The 13663-nt window shown below is 36.9% G+C and carries 20 protein-coding genes; 15 read left to right on the top strand and 5 right to left on the bottom strand.

Features of this window, described 5'->3' with window-relative positions:
- The first annotated feature begins 73 nt into the window (after nucleotides 1-73).
- The gene (locus HCH28_RS16780) at nucleotides 74-973 is read left to right on the top strand and encodes a TetR/AcrR family transcriptional regulator (protein WP_221682325.1); all 900 of its coding nucleotides are present in this window, start codon (nucleotides 74-76) and stop codon (nucleotides 971-973) included.
- A 12-nt stretch (nucleotides 974-985) separates the two neighbouring features.
- Here HCH28_RS16780 and HCH28_RS16775 read toward each other — a convergent pair whose 3' ends face one another.
- Nucleotides 986-1126: a hypothetical protein gene (locus HCH28_RS16775; RefSeq protein ID WP_221682324.1), complete on the bottom strand. Its 141-nt coding sequence runs from the start codon at nucleotides 1124-1126 to the stop codon at nucleotides 986-988.
- A gap of 69 nt (nucleotides 1127-1195) precedes the next feature.
- Here HCH28_RS16775 and HCH28_RS16770 point away from each other — a divergent pair, with 69 nt between their 5' ends.
- Both HCH28_RS16770 and HCH28_RS16765 read left to right on the top strand, forming a co-directional pair.
- Nucleotides 1196-1642 (top strand): HTH domain-containing protein, encoded by a 447-nt coding sequence (locus HCH28_RS16770; protein ID WP_221682323.1) that lies wholly within the window; start codon nucleotides 1196-1198, stop codon nucleotides 1640-1642.
- 120 nt (nucleotides 1643-1762) lie between these two features.
- Complete coding sequence (locus HCH28_RS16765; protein ID WP_221682372.1) at nucleotides 1763-2023, top strand: hypothetical protein; 261 nt, start codon at nucleotides 1763-1765, stop codon at nucleotides 2021-2023.
- A gap of 202 nt (nucleotides 2024-2225) precedes the next feature.
- Here HCH28_RS16765 and HCH28_RS16760 read toward each other — a convergent pair whose 3' ends face one another.
- Nucleotides 2226-2879, bottom strand: coding sequence for a FusB/FusC family EF-G-binding protein (locus tag HCH28_RS16760; protein ID WP_221682322.1), 654 nt, complete (start codon nucleotides 2877-2879; stop codon nucleotides 2226-2228).
- A 1072-nt stretch (nucleotides 2880-3951) separates the two neighbouring features.
- Between HCH28_RS16760 and HCH28_RS16755 the strand changes: the two genes are divergently transcribed.
- Both HCH28_RS16755 and HCH28_RS16750 read left to right on the top strand, forming a co-directional pair.
- A complete protein-coding gene (locus HCH28_RS16755) occupies nucleotides 3952-4599 on the top strand; it encodes a class I SAM-dependent methyltransferase (RefSeq protein ID WP_221682321.1) in 648 nt (215 codons plus the stop codon).
- Nucleotides 4589-5563, top strand: coding sequence for an HD domain-containing protein (locus tag HCH28_RS16750; RefSeq protein ID WP_221682320.1), 975 nt, complete (start codon nucleotides 4589-4591; stop codon nucleotides 5561-5563). Before HCH28_RS16755 ends, HCH28_RS16750 begins: the two co-directional genes overlap by 11 nt.
- Here the strand turns inward: HCH28_RS16750 and HCH28_RS16745 are convergent.
- On the bottom strand, nucleotides 5539-5790 hold the full coding sequence (locus tag HCH28_RS16745) for a hypothetical protein (protein ID WP_221682371.1): 252 nt from the start codon (nucleotides 5788-5790) through the stop codon (nucleotides 5539-5541). The two genes, HCH28_RS16750 and HCH28_RS16745, sit on opposite strands and share 25 nt — an antisense overlap.
- Nucleotides 5791-5978: 188 nt before the next feature.
- On the opposite strand from HCH28_RS16745, the gene HCH28_RS16740 reads away from it, so the two are divergent.
- The 10 genes from HCH28_RS16740 to thrS all read left to right on the top strand — a co-directional run bounded on the left by HCH28_RS16740 (nucleotide 5979) and on the right by thrS (nucleotide 12564).
- Nucleotides 5979-6461 (top strand): hypothetical protein, encoded by a 483-nt coding sequence (locus tag HCH28_RS16740; RefSeq protein ID WP_221682319.1) that lies wholly within the window; start codon nucleotides 5979-5981, stop codon nucleotides 6459-6461.
- Between the two features lie 86 nt (nucleotides 6462-6547).
- Nucleotides 6548-6946: a MarR family winged helix-turn-helix transcriptional regulator gene (locus tag HCH28_RS16735; RefSeq protein ID WP_221682318.1), complete on the top strand. Its 399-nt coding sequence runs from the start codon at nucleotides 6548-6550 to the stop codon at nucleotides 6944-6946.
- Nucleotides 6946-7293, top strand: coding sequence for a DUF3147 family protein (locus HCH28_RS16730; protein ID WP_221682317.1), 348 nt, complete (start codon nucleotides 6946-6948; stop codon nucleotides 7291-7293). Before HCH28_RS16735 ends, HCH28_RS16730 begins: the two co-directional genes overlap by 1 nt.
- 15 nt (nucleotides 7294-7308) lie before the next feature.
- Nucleotides 7309-7794, top strand: coding sequence for a GNAT family N-acetyltransferase (locus HCH28_RS16725; protein WP_221682316.1), 486 nt, complete (start codon nucleotides 7309-7311; stop codon nucleotides 7792-7794).
- Between the two features lie 48 nt (nucleotides 7795-7842).
- Nucleotides 7843-8307: a hypothetical protein gene (locus tag HCH28_RS16720; RefSeq protein ID WP_221682315.1), complete on the top strand. Its 465-nt coding sequence runs from the start codon at nucleotides 7843-7845 to the stop codon at nucleotides 8305-8307.
- Nucleotides 8308-8430: 123 nt separating this feature from the next.
- Nucleotides 8431-8937 (top strand): hypothetical protein, encoded by a 507-nt coding sequence (locus tag HCH28_RS16715; RefSeq protein WP_221682314.1) that lies wholly within the window; start codon nucleotides 8431-8433, stop codon nucleotides 8935-8937.
- 121 nt (nucleotides 8938-9058) lie between these two features.
- Nucleotides 9059-9655, top strand: coding sequence for a hypothetical protein (locus HCH28_RS16710; protein WP_221682313.1), 597 nt, complete (start codon nucleotides 9059-9061; stop codon nucleotides 9653-9655).
- 11 nt (nucleotides 9656-9666) lie between these two features.
- Nucleotides 9667-10023 carry a hypothetical protein gene (locus HCH28_RS16705; RefSeq protein WP_221682312.1) on the top strand — a complete coding sequence of 119 codons (357 nt, stop codon included), beginning with the start codon at nucleotides 9667-9669 and terminating at the stop codon, nucleotides 10021-10023.
- A 14-nt stretch (nucleotides 10024-10037) separates the two neighbouring features.
- A complete protein-coding gene (locus HCH28_RS16700) occupies nucleotides 10038-10268 on the top strand; it encodes a hypothetical protein (protein WP_221682311.1) in 231 nt (76 codons plus the stop codon).
- A gap of 379 nt (nucleotides 10269-10647) precedes the next feature.
- Complete coding sequence (thrS, locus tag HCH28_RS16695) at nucleotides 10648-12564, top strand: threonine--tRNA ligase (protein ID WP_221682310.1); 1917 nt, start codon at nucleotides 10648-10650, stop codon at nucleotides 12562-12564.
- Nucleotides 12565-12688: 124 nt separating this feature from the next.
- Here the strand turns inward: thrS and HCH28_RS16690 are convergent, their stop codons facing one another.
- On the bottom strand, nucleotides 12689-13159 hold the full coding sequence (locus HCH28_RS16690; RefSeq protein ID WP_221682309.1) for a hypothetical protein: 471 nt from the start codon (nucleotides 13157-13159) through the stop codon (nucleotides 12689-12691).
- A 170-nt stretch (nucleotides 13160-13329) separates the two neighbouring features.
- On the bottom strand, nucleotides 13330-13500 hold the full coding sequence (locus tag HCH28_RS16685; protein WP_004230265.1) for an aspartyl-phosphate phosphatase Spo0E family protein: 171 nt from the start codon (nucleotides 13498-13500) through the stop codon (nucleotides 13330-13332).
- Nucleotides 13501-13663 lie beyond the last annotated feature (163 nt).

Raw genomic sequence — 13663 nt, 5'->3', positions numbered from 1 at the left:
TAGTTTAAGAAATCTAGTTTTCCTAGTATAATTGTAGTCAGTTCGTTATTGTGTTTAGAGATTGGAGAAATGTATGAAGGATCGTAAACAAATCGTTATCGAATCAACATTACAATTATTTACTGAAAAAGGGTATCAGCATACATCGGTTCAGGATATTTTAGATAAGGCAAATATTTCAAAAGGTACATTTTATAATTATTTTTCATCTAAAAATGAATGTCTGAAAGCCGTATTAGAGCAAAATCGCCAAGAACGAAATGTTTTAAAAGAGGAAATTTTAGTTGGTAAGAAAAAAGATGATGTTGACGTTTTAATTGAACAATTAATCGCCACATTAAAAATTAAAGAAAAATATAATTTAATGCCTTTATTTCGAGAAATCTCCTTTTTGCATGATGAAGAGTTGCAAGAAATTCTTGCGGAACATCGCTTTCATGAAATTACCTGGTTAAAAAACAGATTCTATGATATTTATGGAGAAGAAGGAAAGCACTATTATTATGAGTGTGCGGTCGTCTTTTTTGGCACATTCCAATATTTATCTTTTTATTGGAATTTGGCTACTAATATGACGATAGATCTAAAAAAAGTGGTTACTCGGTCATTGAAATATGTAGAAAGTTTTCTCCCAGAAATGATTAAGAGTGGAGAAATTTTATTAGAACCACAGGAAATGTTTTTGTTAGAAAAGGATTTAGCCTATAAGTCCATCACCAGTGAACAAATACAAGAGAAATTAGAGAAATTTTGTAAAAAAATCTCGACAATCGAACTTCCACAAAAATCACTCGAACTTTCTAGCTTGCTTTTGGATGAAATGAAGAGAGAAACACCCCGCATGAGTGTTTTAGAGATCATGTTACAGCCATTTCGTGCTTCTTTTGCTGAAACAATTTATAAATATGAAGCTGAAGAAATAGCCAATCTTTTCTGGCTCTATATGAAGATGAAAAACAGCAAGGCACAATAAATGATTGAATGACTAGACCAGCTTTTTATCATAAAGTTGGTTTTTTCTTTTGAATTCGTTGGCTAAAATTCTAGGGAGGGTTATTAAGTCTTTATCCCCTAAAAGCACTACCACTTTCATTATGATTTCCGTTTTTTTTATTAATACTGCCACTTTTATGGCGTCCTGATTTTTAATATAGTTTCATTTTGAATAATTAATTGTGAAAAGAGGGTTATGACTGTGAAAAAATGGAAGGATAGGGCAGAAGTATCTTTTGTCACGAATATTTCCCGATACGATTATCTGAAACAGCAAATTCAAGAAGTGGCTGAAAAATTTAGTTTCAATCATCAGCAACTTGCAAAAATATTTGATTTACCAATGAAGGAGCTAGATAGTTTATTGAATAACAAGGGAAGCATTACGACGGAGCAGCTGGATAAGATTGAACGAAAAATAGCTATGTTATGTGCTGGCTTTGAAGGCTTTGATGCAAGGGAAAGAGCCGCATTGCTTTTGAATGATCTCATCAAGGAATACATGTTTTCCACGGATAGTGTCGCGAAAATGATTCATGTAGAGGAAAAGGACTTAATTGATTTTAGACAAGCGTTATCGATGGATAAGAACGTAGAATTGAAAATTTGCGTGAATAGTATCATGCTCCATTTTGTATTACATAACTAACGACAAGACCTGGTATTACAGCATTCCTTGGCATAAAAGCTTCATGACTTCCACGTTTTCATTCATATAGTAATGACGAGAACCACAAACATTAACCTCAAAAAGTATGGGGGTTCCAAAATGAAAAATGGCAATAAAGTGTATATGCTTTTATTTATCGTAGTTTTCTTATTTTTTACAACCGTATATGCTGAAGAAAATAAGGAAGGTATTCTTGTATACCATGTCAAATATGATTATGAAGCTATAAGTAAATTTTGGGGCATGACAGTGCAGGAATACGACCAAGAGTGGGGGAAAAGTCTTTCTATTGCAGAGATGGCGGAGAAAAAAGGAATTGCTAGAAGAGATGTAGAAGGCTATTTTTATCAATTTCATTAAGAAGAAATGCAAAAATGGCGAAAAAAGGGTGTCATGACGGAAAAACACTATTTCCATCTTGTCTACGGATTAGCGGATGAAATAGAGAAATTTATTGATCGTAATCCCAACCGATAACATTTCTCTATACCCTAAAATTGACCTTTTAAATAAAGTTTAAAGGCAGAAATGTTGCTTGCACAACATTTCTGCCTTCGTTCATTTATTTTTGAGTTATACGCTCGAAAAATTCCAGTGTTCTGTTCATATCCGTAACATGTTCATTGCATGTTTGACTATCTGCACAAATGTAATTACTGTGGTTGGTAAACGTGCCTACCACCTGTCCTTTAATGGACGTAGTAAATAAGCCTACATCTGAATGGCGATTACAGATAGCACAAATGCCGCGAACCGTGTTATTAGCAAATATCCCTTTGATCCCTTTTAGCTGCCCATTTTGCTCAAGGACAACATATTTTCGATGTGTGCCAGCATCATCCCAAGCAAGATAACAAATTTGCTGAAAATCGAGTGCTTCTAGATTTGGTAGCTTGAGCTTCTTTTCCTTTTTAAATATGGCTTTAAGCGTACTAGCGGTCACCGGCTTGAACGGGATGACATATGGTTTTAATTGCTCTAAAAATGCATCACCTTGTGCACGATCTGTGACAGCAAAAAGCTGGTCAATCAGCATTGTTTCTGCTTCTGATAATGCTAATTTTGTTGTTACCTCCGTATCAACAAGGCCACGTACTGCTAGGATAACGTTTTTATCCTTTGTTGTTGTCAGTGCATGTAAAATTTTATTTAATTGCTGTTCTAGTAAATGATAGTTGGCAACCGTTAAAAACGGCTGAATTGTTTGTTGTTCCATTTGAAATCTCTCCTGTTTATTAGGCTATTTGATTACTTTTTGGCCTAAAGAGATCATTCAATTTCTGTTAGTTTATAACTTAATCTTGACCTCTTTGACCTAAAGAAGTCGTTCTAGAGCATGCATTACAAGTGAATGCGATCATTTCGATCCCTCCTTTAAAGGAAACGTTGATTTATATGGATTTACATGAGGTTTTATAATAAGTTGAATTAAAAAGGCGACCAATTTACATTAATTTGTTAAAAATTATAAGTGTCTATAGATATAGTAACATGTGATTGTCCTAATTGCTCTTGAATTGTTTTGAAATTTACTCCCTTTACAATGGGATAAGATGCAAAGGTTCATGCAAATTTATTAGACGAAATTATTTGTCTATAATAAATCATTTCCATCTTCATTATATGTAGGATACTATTCATTTTTCTTTTGTTAGGCTGATTTTGGTAATCTTGATGTATATGAATTAGGATTGTTTAATTGATTTTAATGAATTAATTATATTTCTACCGTAAAAAAGGATAAAGTAAACTAGTGTAACATTTATAAAGAAATAAAGTATATTAAAGTGAATTTGAGTAATGCCATTTTTAGTAAATAAAGCAATTGCGGATGATAACTCATACTCACCGATGTAACTTATAAAGGGGAATGGGGCTCCAAATTTGTTAGAATCATAAGATGCAAAGAAGATGGACAATACGCTCATTATAACGCTAATCCATAACAACGCCTTTTTGTTTGTACCTTGCATAAAGTCATCTCCTTTTTATATTTTAACTACCCAATATAATTATTATATCGTAGAAAGTGGAGTGTGGTAATGTTTTGGGAATTTTTATTGAAACATTATCCAAAATGTTTATTTTAATTTAAATAAATATCGTTATTAAAACAGCTTTTGACAATTTGATAAATGATAAAGCAATGTTTATTTTCTGAATTGTTGGAAAGGTAATAAATTGGTATAATGGACTGAATTGGTTAATGAAAGGGGATTTATGATGAAACAGATGACTGAACGTAAATTAATGAATGCTTGGAGAATTTATACATTGTAGGAGGCACTATGCTATTAAATAAACAAGGTTTTGATTTATGGGCCGATGGATATGATCAAACGGTACAACACAGTGAGGAAAAGGATCAATATCCATTTGCAGGCTATAAAGCGATTTTAAATAAAATTTTCAATGAAGTGATGGCTGTTCCTGCTTCCACTGTTTTAGATATTGGCTTTGGTACAGGGATATTAACGGCGAAGCTTTATGAACATGGGCATTCAATTTATGGCTTTGATTTTTCAGCGAACATGATTGCCATTGCCAAGGAAAAAATGCCAGATGCCCACTTAATGGAGTGGGATTTAATGAATGGCTTGCCACAGGAGCTATTGCAGCAGCCCTATGATGCGATTATTAGTACGTATGCGCTCCATCATTTTACAGATGAGCAAAAGGCTTTGTATATCACACAATTATTACAGCACCTATCACCAACAGGGAAAATTTTAATTGGCGATGTAGCTTTCCAGACAAGAGAGCAGCTGGAGCAATGTCGTCAAGATAGCAAGGGATACTGGGATGAGGATGAATTTTACTTTGTCCATGAGGAGCTAAAGGTCGCCTTACAGAAAATTTGTGAGTTAACCTTTTACCCACTATCGCATTGTGGTGGAGTCTTTGTGATTAGTCGGAAGAATATAAATGCTGATTAGTGATCCCTTATATGGGGAGTTCGAAATAGATGGTTTGTTAGAGGAATTGATTGTAAGTAAGCCAGTTCAACGCTTAAAGGAAATTCATCAGGCTGGGGCAGGCTTTCTAGTAAATAGCAGGTGGACTATTTCAAGATTTGAGCATTCTGTAGGTGTCATGCTGCTTATTAGAAAGTTTGGCGGTTCATTGCAGGAGCAGGTGGCAGGCTTATTACATGATGTGTCCCATACCGCTTTTTCCCATGTTGTGGATGTTGTCCTTGAAAATGAGGCGGAAGATTATCATGAAGCAATATTCATGGATGTTATCAAACAGTCTTCGATACCTGCGATTCTAGAAAAATATGGCTACGAGGTTGAGAACATACTCGATACATCAAGGTGGTCGTTACTTGAACAACCTGCTCCAGCATTGTGTGCGGATCGTATAGATTATACATTAAGAGATATGTATTTTTATAGAAATTTAACTTTGGAAGATATCCAAAAATTTTTACAGGACTTATTCGTTTTTCAGGGGAAATTGTGTGTTAAAACGATTGAGCGTGCAGAATGGTTTGTGAAAATTTATTATCAGGAAGTGTTAGATTTTTTCTTGCACCCTTTAAATATCTATGCGACTAGTTCGTTAGCGAATGTATTAAAACTGTCGCTAGCAAAACAAATTCTAACGCTTGAAGATTTCCTAAAGACTGATCATGAAGTATTGCAGCTGGTGAAGGCTTCACATGATCAAGACGTTCAAGCTCTTTTACAACAATTACATGAAAATGTAGAGGTAAGAGAAGAACAAGAGAATCATGACATTCATTTTCGTAATAAAGTGCGACTCATCGATCCAGCTGTCTATCATCAACAGCGACTATGGAAGGCGAGCGAGGTATCTAACCATGTTAAAGCAATGAATGCCTGTGCTTTGGAAAGATTTGAGCAGGGTGTTTATGTGAAAATAATCAAAGGGTAGGCAATCATTGAGGAGCTGTCAAAAGGCAGCTCCTTTTCTTTAGGCAAACATGGATAAAATATATTTGCAGAAAGCATAAATAGGGCATAGACAGCGAGCGCGCTCATAACAGAAATGCCTGGTTTAAACCAGCCTGTTAGGAGGAAGGGGAGCACAGTAAATAATAGCATGCCAACCGCTCCAAATACCGTGTTTTGAAGAACAGTATGAAAGGTATCTTCTTTCATATTTTGTGCCACCTACTAAAAAATAGAGAAAGTAAAACATAGGATGCCCAAAATTAAATTCAGATTAGAGTGATAATACTGTAGAAGGAGAGTGTTCACAAGTACTCATTGATACGATTTAGCAAGAAACGCAGAAAGATAGATGTTTATGAAAAATAGATAGTATATTTGGGAGGGGGTGAGTTGTGATGTCCATTCTATCCTTTATGCTTTTATATGTAGTAGGCATACCAATCTCCACACTGTTGCATGAAATTGGGCATGCATTGGGTGTTATAGTATGTTCAAAGGAACGAGCCCATGTTTATTTGGGGGCAAAAAATTTTCCTGAAAACTTGCGTATAGGTCGTATACATTTCCATATTCGATGGGGATTTTTTGGCTTCTGTACCCCGCAAAAAGGGAGTAGCTTAACGCGCAAGCAGTCGCTTGGATTTATAGCGGGTGGTCCTATCATGACTTTAGCAGTATTACTTTGTGCCAGCTATCTAGCCCGTTATTTTACTGATTATGCAGGGATACACTATTTTTTTAATGGCCTTTTTTATTGGAATACTTTTCAATTTCTTGCAACAGCAGTCCCGCTAATTTATCCAAACTGGTATAAGCCCTATGCAGGATTACCCTCAGATGGCTATCAAATGCTAAGCTTACTGAAGAAAAATATCTGAAAATATAAACTTTAACGAGGTAGCTTTTAATATATCGTCATATACGATATAATCGTGTGGAACGATATATTAAAGGAGCTATTACAATGATTAAAGATATAAATGATTATTTTACAACGATATTCTATCATCTACATACAACCCATGAAGATGTTATTTCCCATCAAAGTGTGCGTATTTTGCAAATGATTCAAAAGGAAGCGGAAGTGACGGTGCGTGATATTGCAGGGTTACTAAATATTTCTCCTAATACGGCATCAGAGCATGTGAAAAAGCTAGAGCGTCATGGCTGGGTGATGAAGGAGCGTGCAAGTGACGATCAGCGTAAGGTCATGCTACATTTGACAGCGGAAGGGCTACAAGTGTTGAAGAAAAACTCGGAGCTAGATGATGATAAGCTACAGCATGCCCTTAATCAGCTAACTGAGCAGGAGCAGCAAGCCATTCTACAGGCGTTTCGACGTCTAAGTGAGGTGGCAAAATAATGTATACATTCTTTAAAATTTTGAGTTCAGCAGCCATCATTGGCGTTGTGACGGAGGTTGCACGACGATTTCCTACCTATGGAGGAATTATTGCTGCGTTGCCATTGGTGAGTATTTTAAGCATTATTTGGCTGACAGTGCAAAGTGAGTCGAGTGAGCATATTCAACGCTTTACGGTAGGCGTTATCGTTGGCTTGCCTGCAACGATGTGCATGCTATTTGTGATTTACATGGCGATGAAATCCTCCGTACATATTGTGCTAGCTATTGGACTTGGTGTGCTATCCTGGGCTATATTTTTAGGCATACAAAAAGCGATTGCAGGGGTTTTTCATATTTCCATTTAAGAAGGAGTTTATAACATGACGATTATTGCCATACATCAACTACCAAAACAAACTGTAAGCGAATTTTTTCAGGAGCATTGGGGTTCAACGGAGATGGTCATTTCCAGTGGCATTTATGATTGTAGTGAATTAGCGGGCTTTGCTTTTATGAATGAGCAACAAATGATGATCGGTTTAATCACCTATATCGTGCGGGAAGAGGACTGTGAAATCATTTCGTTAGATAGTAAGGTTGAGGGGAAAGGTATCGGTTCTGCTCTTGTGAAAGCGGTAGAACAAGCAGCAATGGAGCAGGGCTGTACAAGCATATCACTCATTACAACAAACGATAATTTACATGCATTAAAGTTCTATCAAAAACGAGGCTATTGTTTAATAGAAATACTGCGTAATGCAGTTGAAAAAGCAAGAGCCTATAAGCCTTCTATCCCACTCATTGGTAATGATGGTATTCCAATACGAGATGAAATACGTTTACAAAAACAACTTGACTGTCAATAGGTCAGGTTGTTTTTTGTTATACTAGTTGGGAGGAAAGAGAGGGAAAGTATGAAAAAAATACTATTTATTTTAGTACTGAGTGTGCTTGTGGTCGGGGCAATCTTTATGATTTATCTCAAGAGCAATCCACCACTTGTTATTCAAAGCTATAGCAGCAAACAAGGCAATGAAGCAATCAAAATCATCGCACTTGAAAATACTGGATTGCGTGAAATTAAGCTGAAGGAAATACTGGTGAATGATCAGCGTCCTGATAACGCGAAGCTTGTAATAAGTAAGTCAGAACCTTTTGAGGCGGAAACAAAGCTAGAGGGAAATGATCAACTATCTTTTCATAAATTAGCACAGCGAACGATCGTACCTCAACGATACATAAATCAACAAGCTATTGGCGAGCAGCCACAGCATTATGCAGTTCAAGTTCTAGCATCTAACAACCAGAAAGTAACGATACACTATGAATACTTAAAAATTCCTTTTACGCTTACAGTTGAGCTTCAAGCCAACAAATAATCATTTTTTGTCTTATCCTTTATGCCTGTGTCAATTTCTAAGATTGTTTGGTGAAAAGCTCCTATCTCTCCTAGAACATGGTAATATTGTATTAACAGCAATTGTGATACTAGGAGGGACCTAATGGCATTTATCATCTTGGGTATAGTACTAATTATCTGTGTTGTCACTGTGACTTTAGTGTTTATGAAAAAGCTTTCAAAAAATGATATTATGCTTGAAGTGACAGCCACTTGTGAAGGGAAAAATGAAGACAATCAAGCGATTATGAAGATATATTTTAGGTATTCCATTGGACGTCTTGCCAGAAGGAAACGAGAAATGATAGGCAGTATTGAATGGTCTGAAGGGTGGATGCCTGTCAGCTATAATTTAAAAGAACATGGCGTGTATGATGAAGAACGACTTCTGTATGCAACGAATGAGCAAACGTATTCCACCTTTGAAATCAATGCGACGAATGCGCTTGATGAGCAAGGACGTGGAGAGGGCTACGTGGTCCTTGTATTAGAAAAGCCAAATACCTCTCATATGTCCCGAGCGGGTGTTATTCTCGCTGTGACAGCCAATATGGTTACATATCAATTATCAGACTCGACTAGCTGGCACAATGATATGCTAGCGAACTAGCTATCCAATGTATTGGATAGCTTTTTTGGTATTTACAAGTAAAAATAGGCTGTTTATGGAACCAATTGCGGAAAATAACGTATAGAAAGAAGACGGACTAGCAGGAGGAAGGAGGATATAGATGTCCGAACAACATAGCAAATACAATGATTCAAGGCTTGTCACAATAGATGAGCAAATATGTACACTTTTGCAGCAACGAAAAGAGCAAGCTGCTCTTACTCCAGGCTTGCCTTCGGATGATACCATTTCGAAATGGGCACAGCAATATGGTTTCGATGATACTTTTTTAGCGTTGTTCTTCCAGTTGATTAAATCAGAAAAATACTATACTTCAAAGGTAGAACCTTCAGGCTTCCGTCACTATATCCCTGTATTGAAAACGGTAACAAAGGGAGAGCGTTTGTATACGGTTTCTTATGTTCGTCAATATGACAATGCAAGTGTGGTGCAATTATTAATCGATTGGGATGAGCAGCAAGAACCTCAGCTAACGATTCAGCAAAAATTAGAACGAAAACATTTTGGTCTATACATTGATGCGTCCTATGAATGCCGAAGTAAAGGTACAGGTGGCTCAAATGGACATGAAAGCAGTACGTATGTGGTGACACCACCCTTGCCAGATGATTTAAGGGGACTTCATTTTGTTTTTACAGAATACGAGGATGCCTTTGAAGAAAAGCCGACAGGGTGGGCTATCACCATACAAGGTTAGGGGGATATTTAATGAAAAAATGGATGTTTCCACTTGCCCTCATCATCCTATTGACAGCTTGTCAAAGCCCCAAGCAGGAGATACATTATATCGCCAAAAGTGAGCATTGGAAAGCCATCTATCATAGTAATGGTGAGGTGGGCTTACGCTTATTTTATCTGGGAGATGATGATGATTTGGGGCCTTTAGAAATTACAATTGAGGGGACAAAAGAATCCCAAAATTTAAGTGATGTTCAGTTAAATAAAGATGGCTATTATTCCTTCACAAAAAAAGAAAGTGAGAAAATCTTTAAACGAGAAACAAAGCCAATGATCCATGTAGAATGGCAAACTGAAGATGAGACCTTAGAAGTGAAAAATCATTAGGAGTTAATAATAAAATGCGAATTGAACAGCGCGAAGATATAGTGATTATTGATGGGCTAGAAATCAGCGGTACGATTCAAAAAAATCAACAATGCCCGAGTTGTCAAAATTCCATCATCTATGATGACACGTTTGATAGTTATTTTTGTGCGATGTGTAATGAGTGGCAAGAGGAGGCATGTAATGACCCGCATTGTCACTATTGTGTTCAACGTCCAGAACGCCCATTGCAAGTCCGTCGCTAAATTTTTTTCTTTTTTAGTGTTTGACAAAGAATTCACTATTCGTTATAGTAATTAACAATTTCATACAAAATGAAATGGGCAATGATAAGGACAAGAGATGCGATTAACCATTTATAGAGAGGGAGGCCTTGGCTGCAAGCTTCCTAATGTCGTATTCCCATCTTACTACCTTGGAGCCGTGCTTGGAAACTTGCACCGTTTTTTTGCGGCGTTACAGCAAAATCAATGAGCCACTAGCTTATAAACTAGTGGGAATTTGGGTGGAACCACGGGTAATCAACACATACTCGTCCCTTCTTAGGGGCGGATATGTGTTTTTTTTATCTACACAATTATGCCAAGGTGTAATTGATTTTATTACTAAAAGGAGTAGAGAAACATGTCAAATCAACGTATTCACATTCAATTTCCAGATGGTCAACAACAAGCATTTACAAAAGGTGTGACACTAACCGATATTGCACAAGCGATTCGTCCAGAGCTTCGTAAAAAGGCAGTCGCAGGGAGTGTTAACGGAACCATCATTGATTTGACGCGCCCGATTATGGAAGATGCACAAATTACATTGTACGATGCAAGCTCAAAGGAAGGGATCGAGGTCATTCGCCATTCTACGGCCCATTTATTAGCTCAGGCAATTAAACGACTTTATCCACATGCACAATTTGGAGTAGGACCAGTCATTGAAAATGGCTTTTATTATGATATAGATATTGCCGATACACTGACACCGAGTGATTTACAGCAAATTGAAAAGAAAATGAAACAAATTGTACAGGAAAATATCCCGATTCATAGACGCGAGGTTTCACGTGAAGAAGCAAAGCAATTATTCGCCCATGATGCGTTAAAGCTAGAGCTGTTGGAGGCAATTCCTGTAGATGAGCTAGTTACGATTTATGAGCAGGGAGATTTTTATGATTTATGTCGTGGTCCACATGTCCCGTCTACAGGCAAATTACAGCATTTTAAATTAATGCATGTGTCAGGCGCTTACTGGCGAGGCGATAGCAAGAATCAAATGCTTCAGCGTATTTATGGCGTTGCCTTTGCGACAAAAGAGGAACTGCGCGATCATTTTATCTTCTTGGAGGAAGCAGAAAAGCGAAATCATCGCAAGCTAGGTAAAGAGCTATCGTTATTTATGTTTTCAGAGGAAGCACCTGGCATGCCCTTCTATTTAGCCAATGGTCAAATTTTACGCAATGAACTGGAATCGTATTTGCGACATTTACAAGCAAAATATGACTATAGGGAAGTACGAACACCGCTGATGATGAACCAACGTTTATGGGAGCAGTCAGGTCACTGGGATCATTATAAGGACAATATGTATTTCACACAGGTGGATGACCAAAGCTTTGCCTTAAAGCCGATGAACTGTCCTGGGCATATGCTGATTTTCAAAAATGCCTTACATTCCTATCGGGATTTACCTATACGTATGGCAGAATTTGGGCAAGTGCACCGACATGAATTTAGTGGCGCCTTGAATGGTCTGTTACGTGTACGAACTTTTTGTCAGGATGATGCCCATATTTTTGCAACACCACAGCAAATTGAGGATGAAATTGCACTGGCCTTAAAGATTATAGATGAAGTGTACAACGTCTTTGGATTTGCGTATACGATTGAATTATCGACACGACCAGATGATTATATGGGTGATTTGGCACTGTGGGATCAAGCAGAAGCAGCACTTGAAAATGTCCTAAACAATTTAGGTATTGCCTATACAATTAATGCAGGGGACGGGGCTTTCTATGGACCGAAAATTGACATCCATATTAAAGATGCGATTCAGCGCAGTCATCAATGTGCAACGGTTCAGCTTGATTTCCAGCTACCAGAGAAATTTGATTTAACGTATATTAATGAGCACAATGAAAGGGTGAGACCTGTTGTCATCCATCGTGCAGTGTTTGGCTCAATTGATCGCTTCTTAGGTATTTTAATCGAGCATTTTGGCGGAGCATTCCCAACTTGGCTGGCACCACAGCAAGTCCAAGTGATTGGGGTAGCTGAGGCACATCAAGGCTATGCCAAGCAAGTTGTTGAAGCTTTACAACAAGCAGACATCCGTGTGCAATTAGATGACCGTCAAGAAAAGCTCGGCAAAAAGATACGAGAAGCCCAATTGCAAAAAATACCATATATTGTGGTTATCGGTGATCGTGAGGTTGCCAACCAAACTGTAGCTGTTCGCAGACATGGTCAGCAAAATTCCAATGATAAGTCACTACAGCAATTAATAGAAGAAGTCACAGTAGCCATTCAACAAAAAAGTTTAGCTTAATTCAAGTAAAAAAAGCTTGCGATGCATGTTCGTCATTCATCGCAAGCTTTTCAATTGTTAAGAAATTTTTACTTCTATTTTTTTGAAATGACTACTAGAATCTACATGGTGTGCATACAATGAATTAAAGGTGCTTGGAACTTTCTTGAAAATGCGAATGTCCCAGTATTACTTCTTGTGTTTCAGCGTCGATGACAAGAAATTTGCGATAGGATTCATCGGTATTGTGCTGAAAGGATGCTAAAAAATAAACTTGTCGATTGGGATGAATAAAAGTATGTTGAGAGAGGTCTATTGTTTCCTGTTTACCATCTGTTTGTAAATAAAAACGTTTTGTCGCATTTGCTACATCTTTAAAAGCCATCTTTTGACGAATATTCAATGAAGCATTGGTATATTCCTCATAAATCGCACGATTAAGCTGCTGATAAAATTTGTCCTCATCACGAAACGATTGAAATTGGTTGTTTGGATATTGATATAGTGTATTTATTTCAGTTGGTGTGCAAAGTGTGGGTGTTGTCTGGTCTACTGAATGTTGAGGTGGCATTAATATTTTGGAAACAACCATAAAAGTTAAGATGAATACGTGCATCATTCAACCTCCAAATGTTTTCTTATCAAAAACATCGCCTACTTTTTCATTCTCTATACATTCTGAGAAATGGCTAGGTGAATGCATGTATCATCCCCGATAAAACCGCCAATAAAACATGACTGGCTTTATCATATCTATTCTTTCTTCTATTATATGCCTCGTTATGATTAGGAAGCTTGTGCTTGTTTTAAATATCTATTAAGTAAGACATCCAATTCTTGACTGTAATCTACTACAATAGGGTGGGTGAAACCAAGATCCTTTGCTTTTTTATACATAATTCTTCGTTTGATCTCAATTTCCGCCTTCAAGAATTGTTTAAGTAATAAGTTAACCAAGATATTTTCCTCCTAATTTTTTATCCATATTCTTGAAATAAATTTTTATGACCTCGATTCAACTTTTTCATTGTATATCACTTATATTAAAAAAAATGTCATATTGTGTATCGTTTCTCAAATTCGTAATTTAGTCATAGATAAGGTACTTCATACTATTTAG

It is taken from the genome of Lysinibacillus sp. K60 (genome assembly GCF_019731275.1).
Taxonomy (GTDB): domain Bacteria; phylum Bacillota; class Bacilli; order Bacillales_A; family Planococcaceae; genus Lysinibacillus; species Lysinibacillus capsici.
Note: the sequence above shows the minus strand (reverse complement) of the source record. Positions and strands in the feature narration are given on the sequence as shown.

What these genes read in the sequence shown, in the direction of transcription:
- HCH28_RS16780 (WP_221682325.1), top strand. Translation starts at nt 74, where the DNA reads ATGAAGGATCGTAAACAAATCGTTATCGAATCAACATTACAATTATTT.
- HCH28_RS16765 (WP_221682372.1), top strand. Translation starts at nt 1,763, where the DNA reads ATGAAAAATGGCAATAAAGTGTATATGCTTTTATTTATCGTAGTTTTC.
- HCH28_RS16760 (WP_221682322.1), bottom strand. Translation starts at nt 2,879, where the DNA reads ATGGAACAACAAACAATTCAGCCGTTTTTAACGGTTGCCAACTATCAT.
- HCH28_RS16755 (WP_221682321.1), top strand. Translation starts at nt 3,952, where the DNA reads ATGCTATTAAATAAACAAGGTTTTGATTTATGGGCCGATGGATATGAT.
- HCH28_RS16750 (WP_221682320.1), top strand. Translation starts at nt 4,589, where the DNA reads ATGCTGATTAGTGATCCCTTATATGGGGAGTTCGAAATAGATGGTTTG.
- HCH28_RS16745 (WP_221682371.1), bottom strand. Translation starts at nt 5,790, where the DNA reads ATGAAAGAAGATACCTTTCATACTGTTCTTCAAAACACGGTATTTGGA.
- HCH28_RS16740 (WP_221682319.1), top strand. Translation starts at nt 5,979, where the DNA reads ATGTCCATTCTATCCTTTATGCTTTTATATGTAGTAGGCATACCAATC.
- HCH28_RS16735 (WP_221682318.1), top strand. Translation starts at nt 6,548, where the DNA reads ATGATTAAAGATATAAATGATTATTTTACAACGATATTCTATCATCTA.
- HCH28_RS16730 (WP_221682317.1), top strand. Translation starts at nt 6,946, where the DNA reads ATGTATACATTCTTTAAAATTTTGAGTTCAGCAGCCATCATTGGCGTT.
- HCH28_RS16725 (WP_221682316.1), top strand. Translation starts at nt 7,309, where the DNA reads ATGACGATTATTGCCATACATCAACTACCAAAACAAACTGTAAGCGAA.
- HCH28_RS16720 (WP_221682315.1), top strand. Translation starts at nt 7,843, where the DNA reads ATGAAAAAAATACTATTTATTTTAGTACTGAGTGTGCTTGTGGTCGGG.
- HCH28_RS16715 (WP_221682314.1), top strand. Translation starts at nt 8,431, where the DNA reads ATGGCATTTATCATCTTGGGTATAGTACTAATTATCTGTGTTGTCACT.
- HCH28_RS16710 (WP_221682313.1), top strand. Translation starts at nt 9,059, where the DNA reads ATGTCCGAACAACATAGCAAATACAATGATTCAAGGCTTGTCACAATA.
- HCH28_RS16705 (WP_221682312.1), top strand. Translation starts at nt 9,667, where the DNA reads ATGAAAAAATGGATGTTTCCACTTGCCCTCATCATCCTATTGACAGCT.
- HCH28_RS16700 (WP_221682311.1), top strand. Translation starts at nt 10,038, where the DNA reads ATGCGAATTGAACAGCGCGAAGATATAGTGATTATTGATGGGCTAGAA.
- thrS (WP_221682310.1), top strand. Translation starts at nt 10,648, where the DNA reads ATGTCAAATCAACGTATTCACATTCAATTTCCAGATGGTCAACAACAA.
- HCH28_RS16690 (WP_221682309.1), bottom strand. Translation starts at nt 13,159, where the DNA reads ATGCACGTATTCATCTTAACTTTTATGGTTGTTTCCAAAATATTAATG.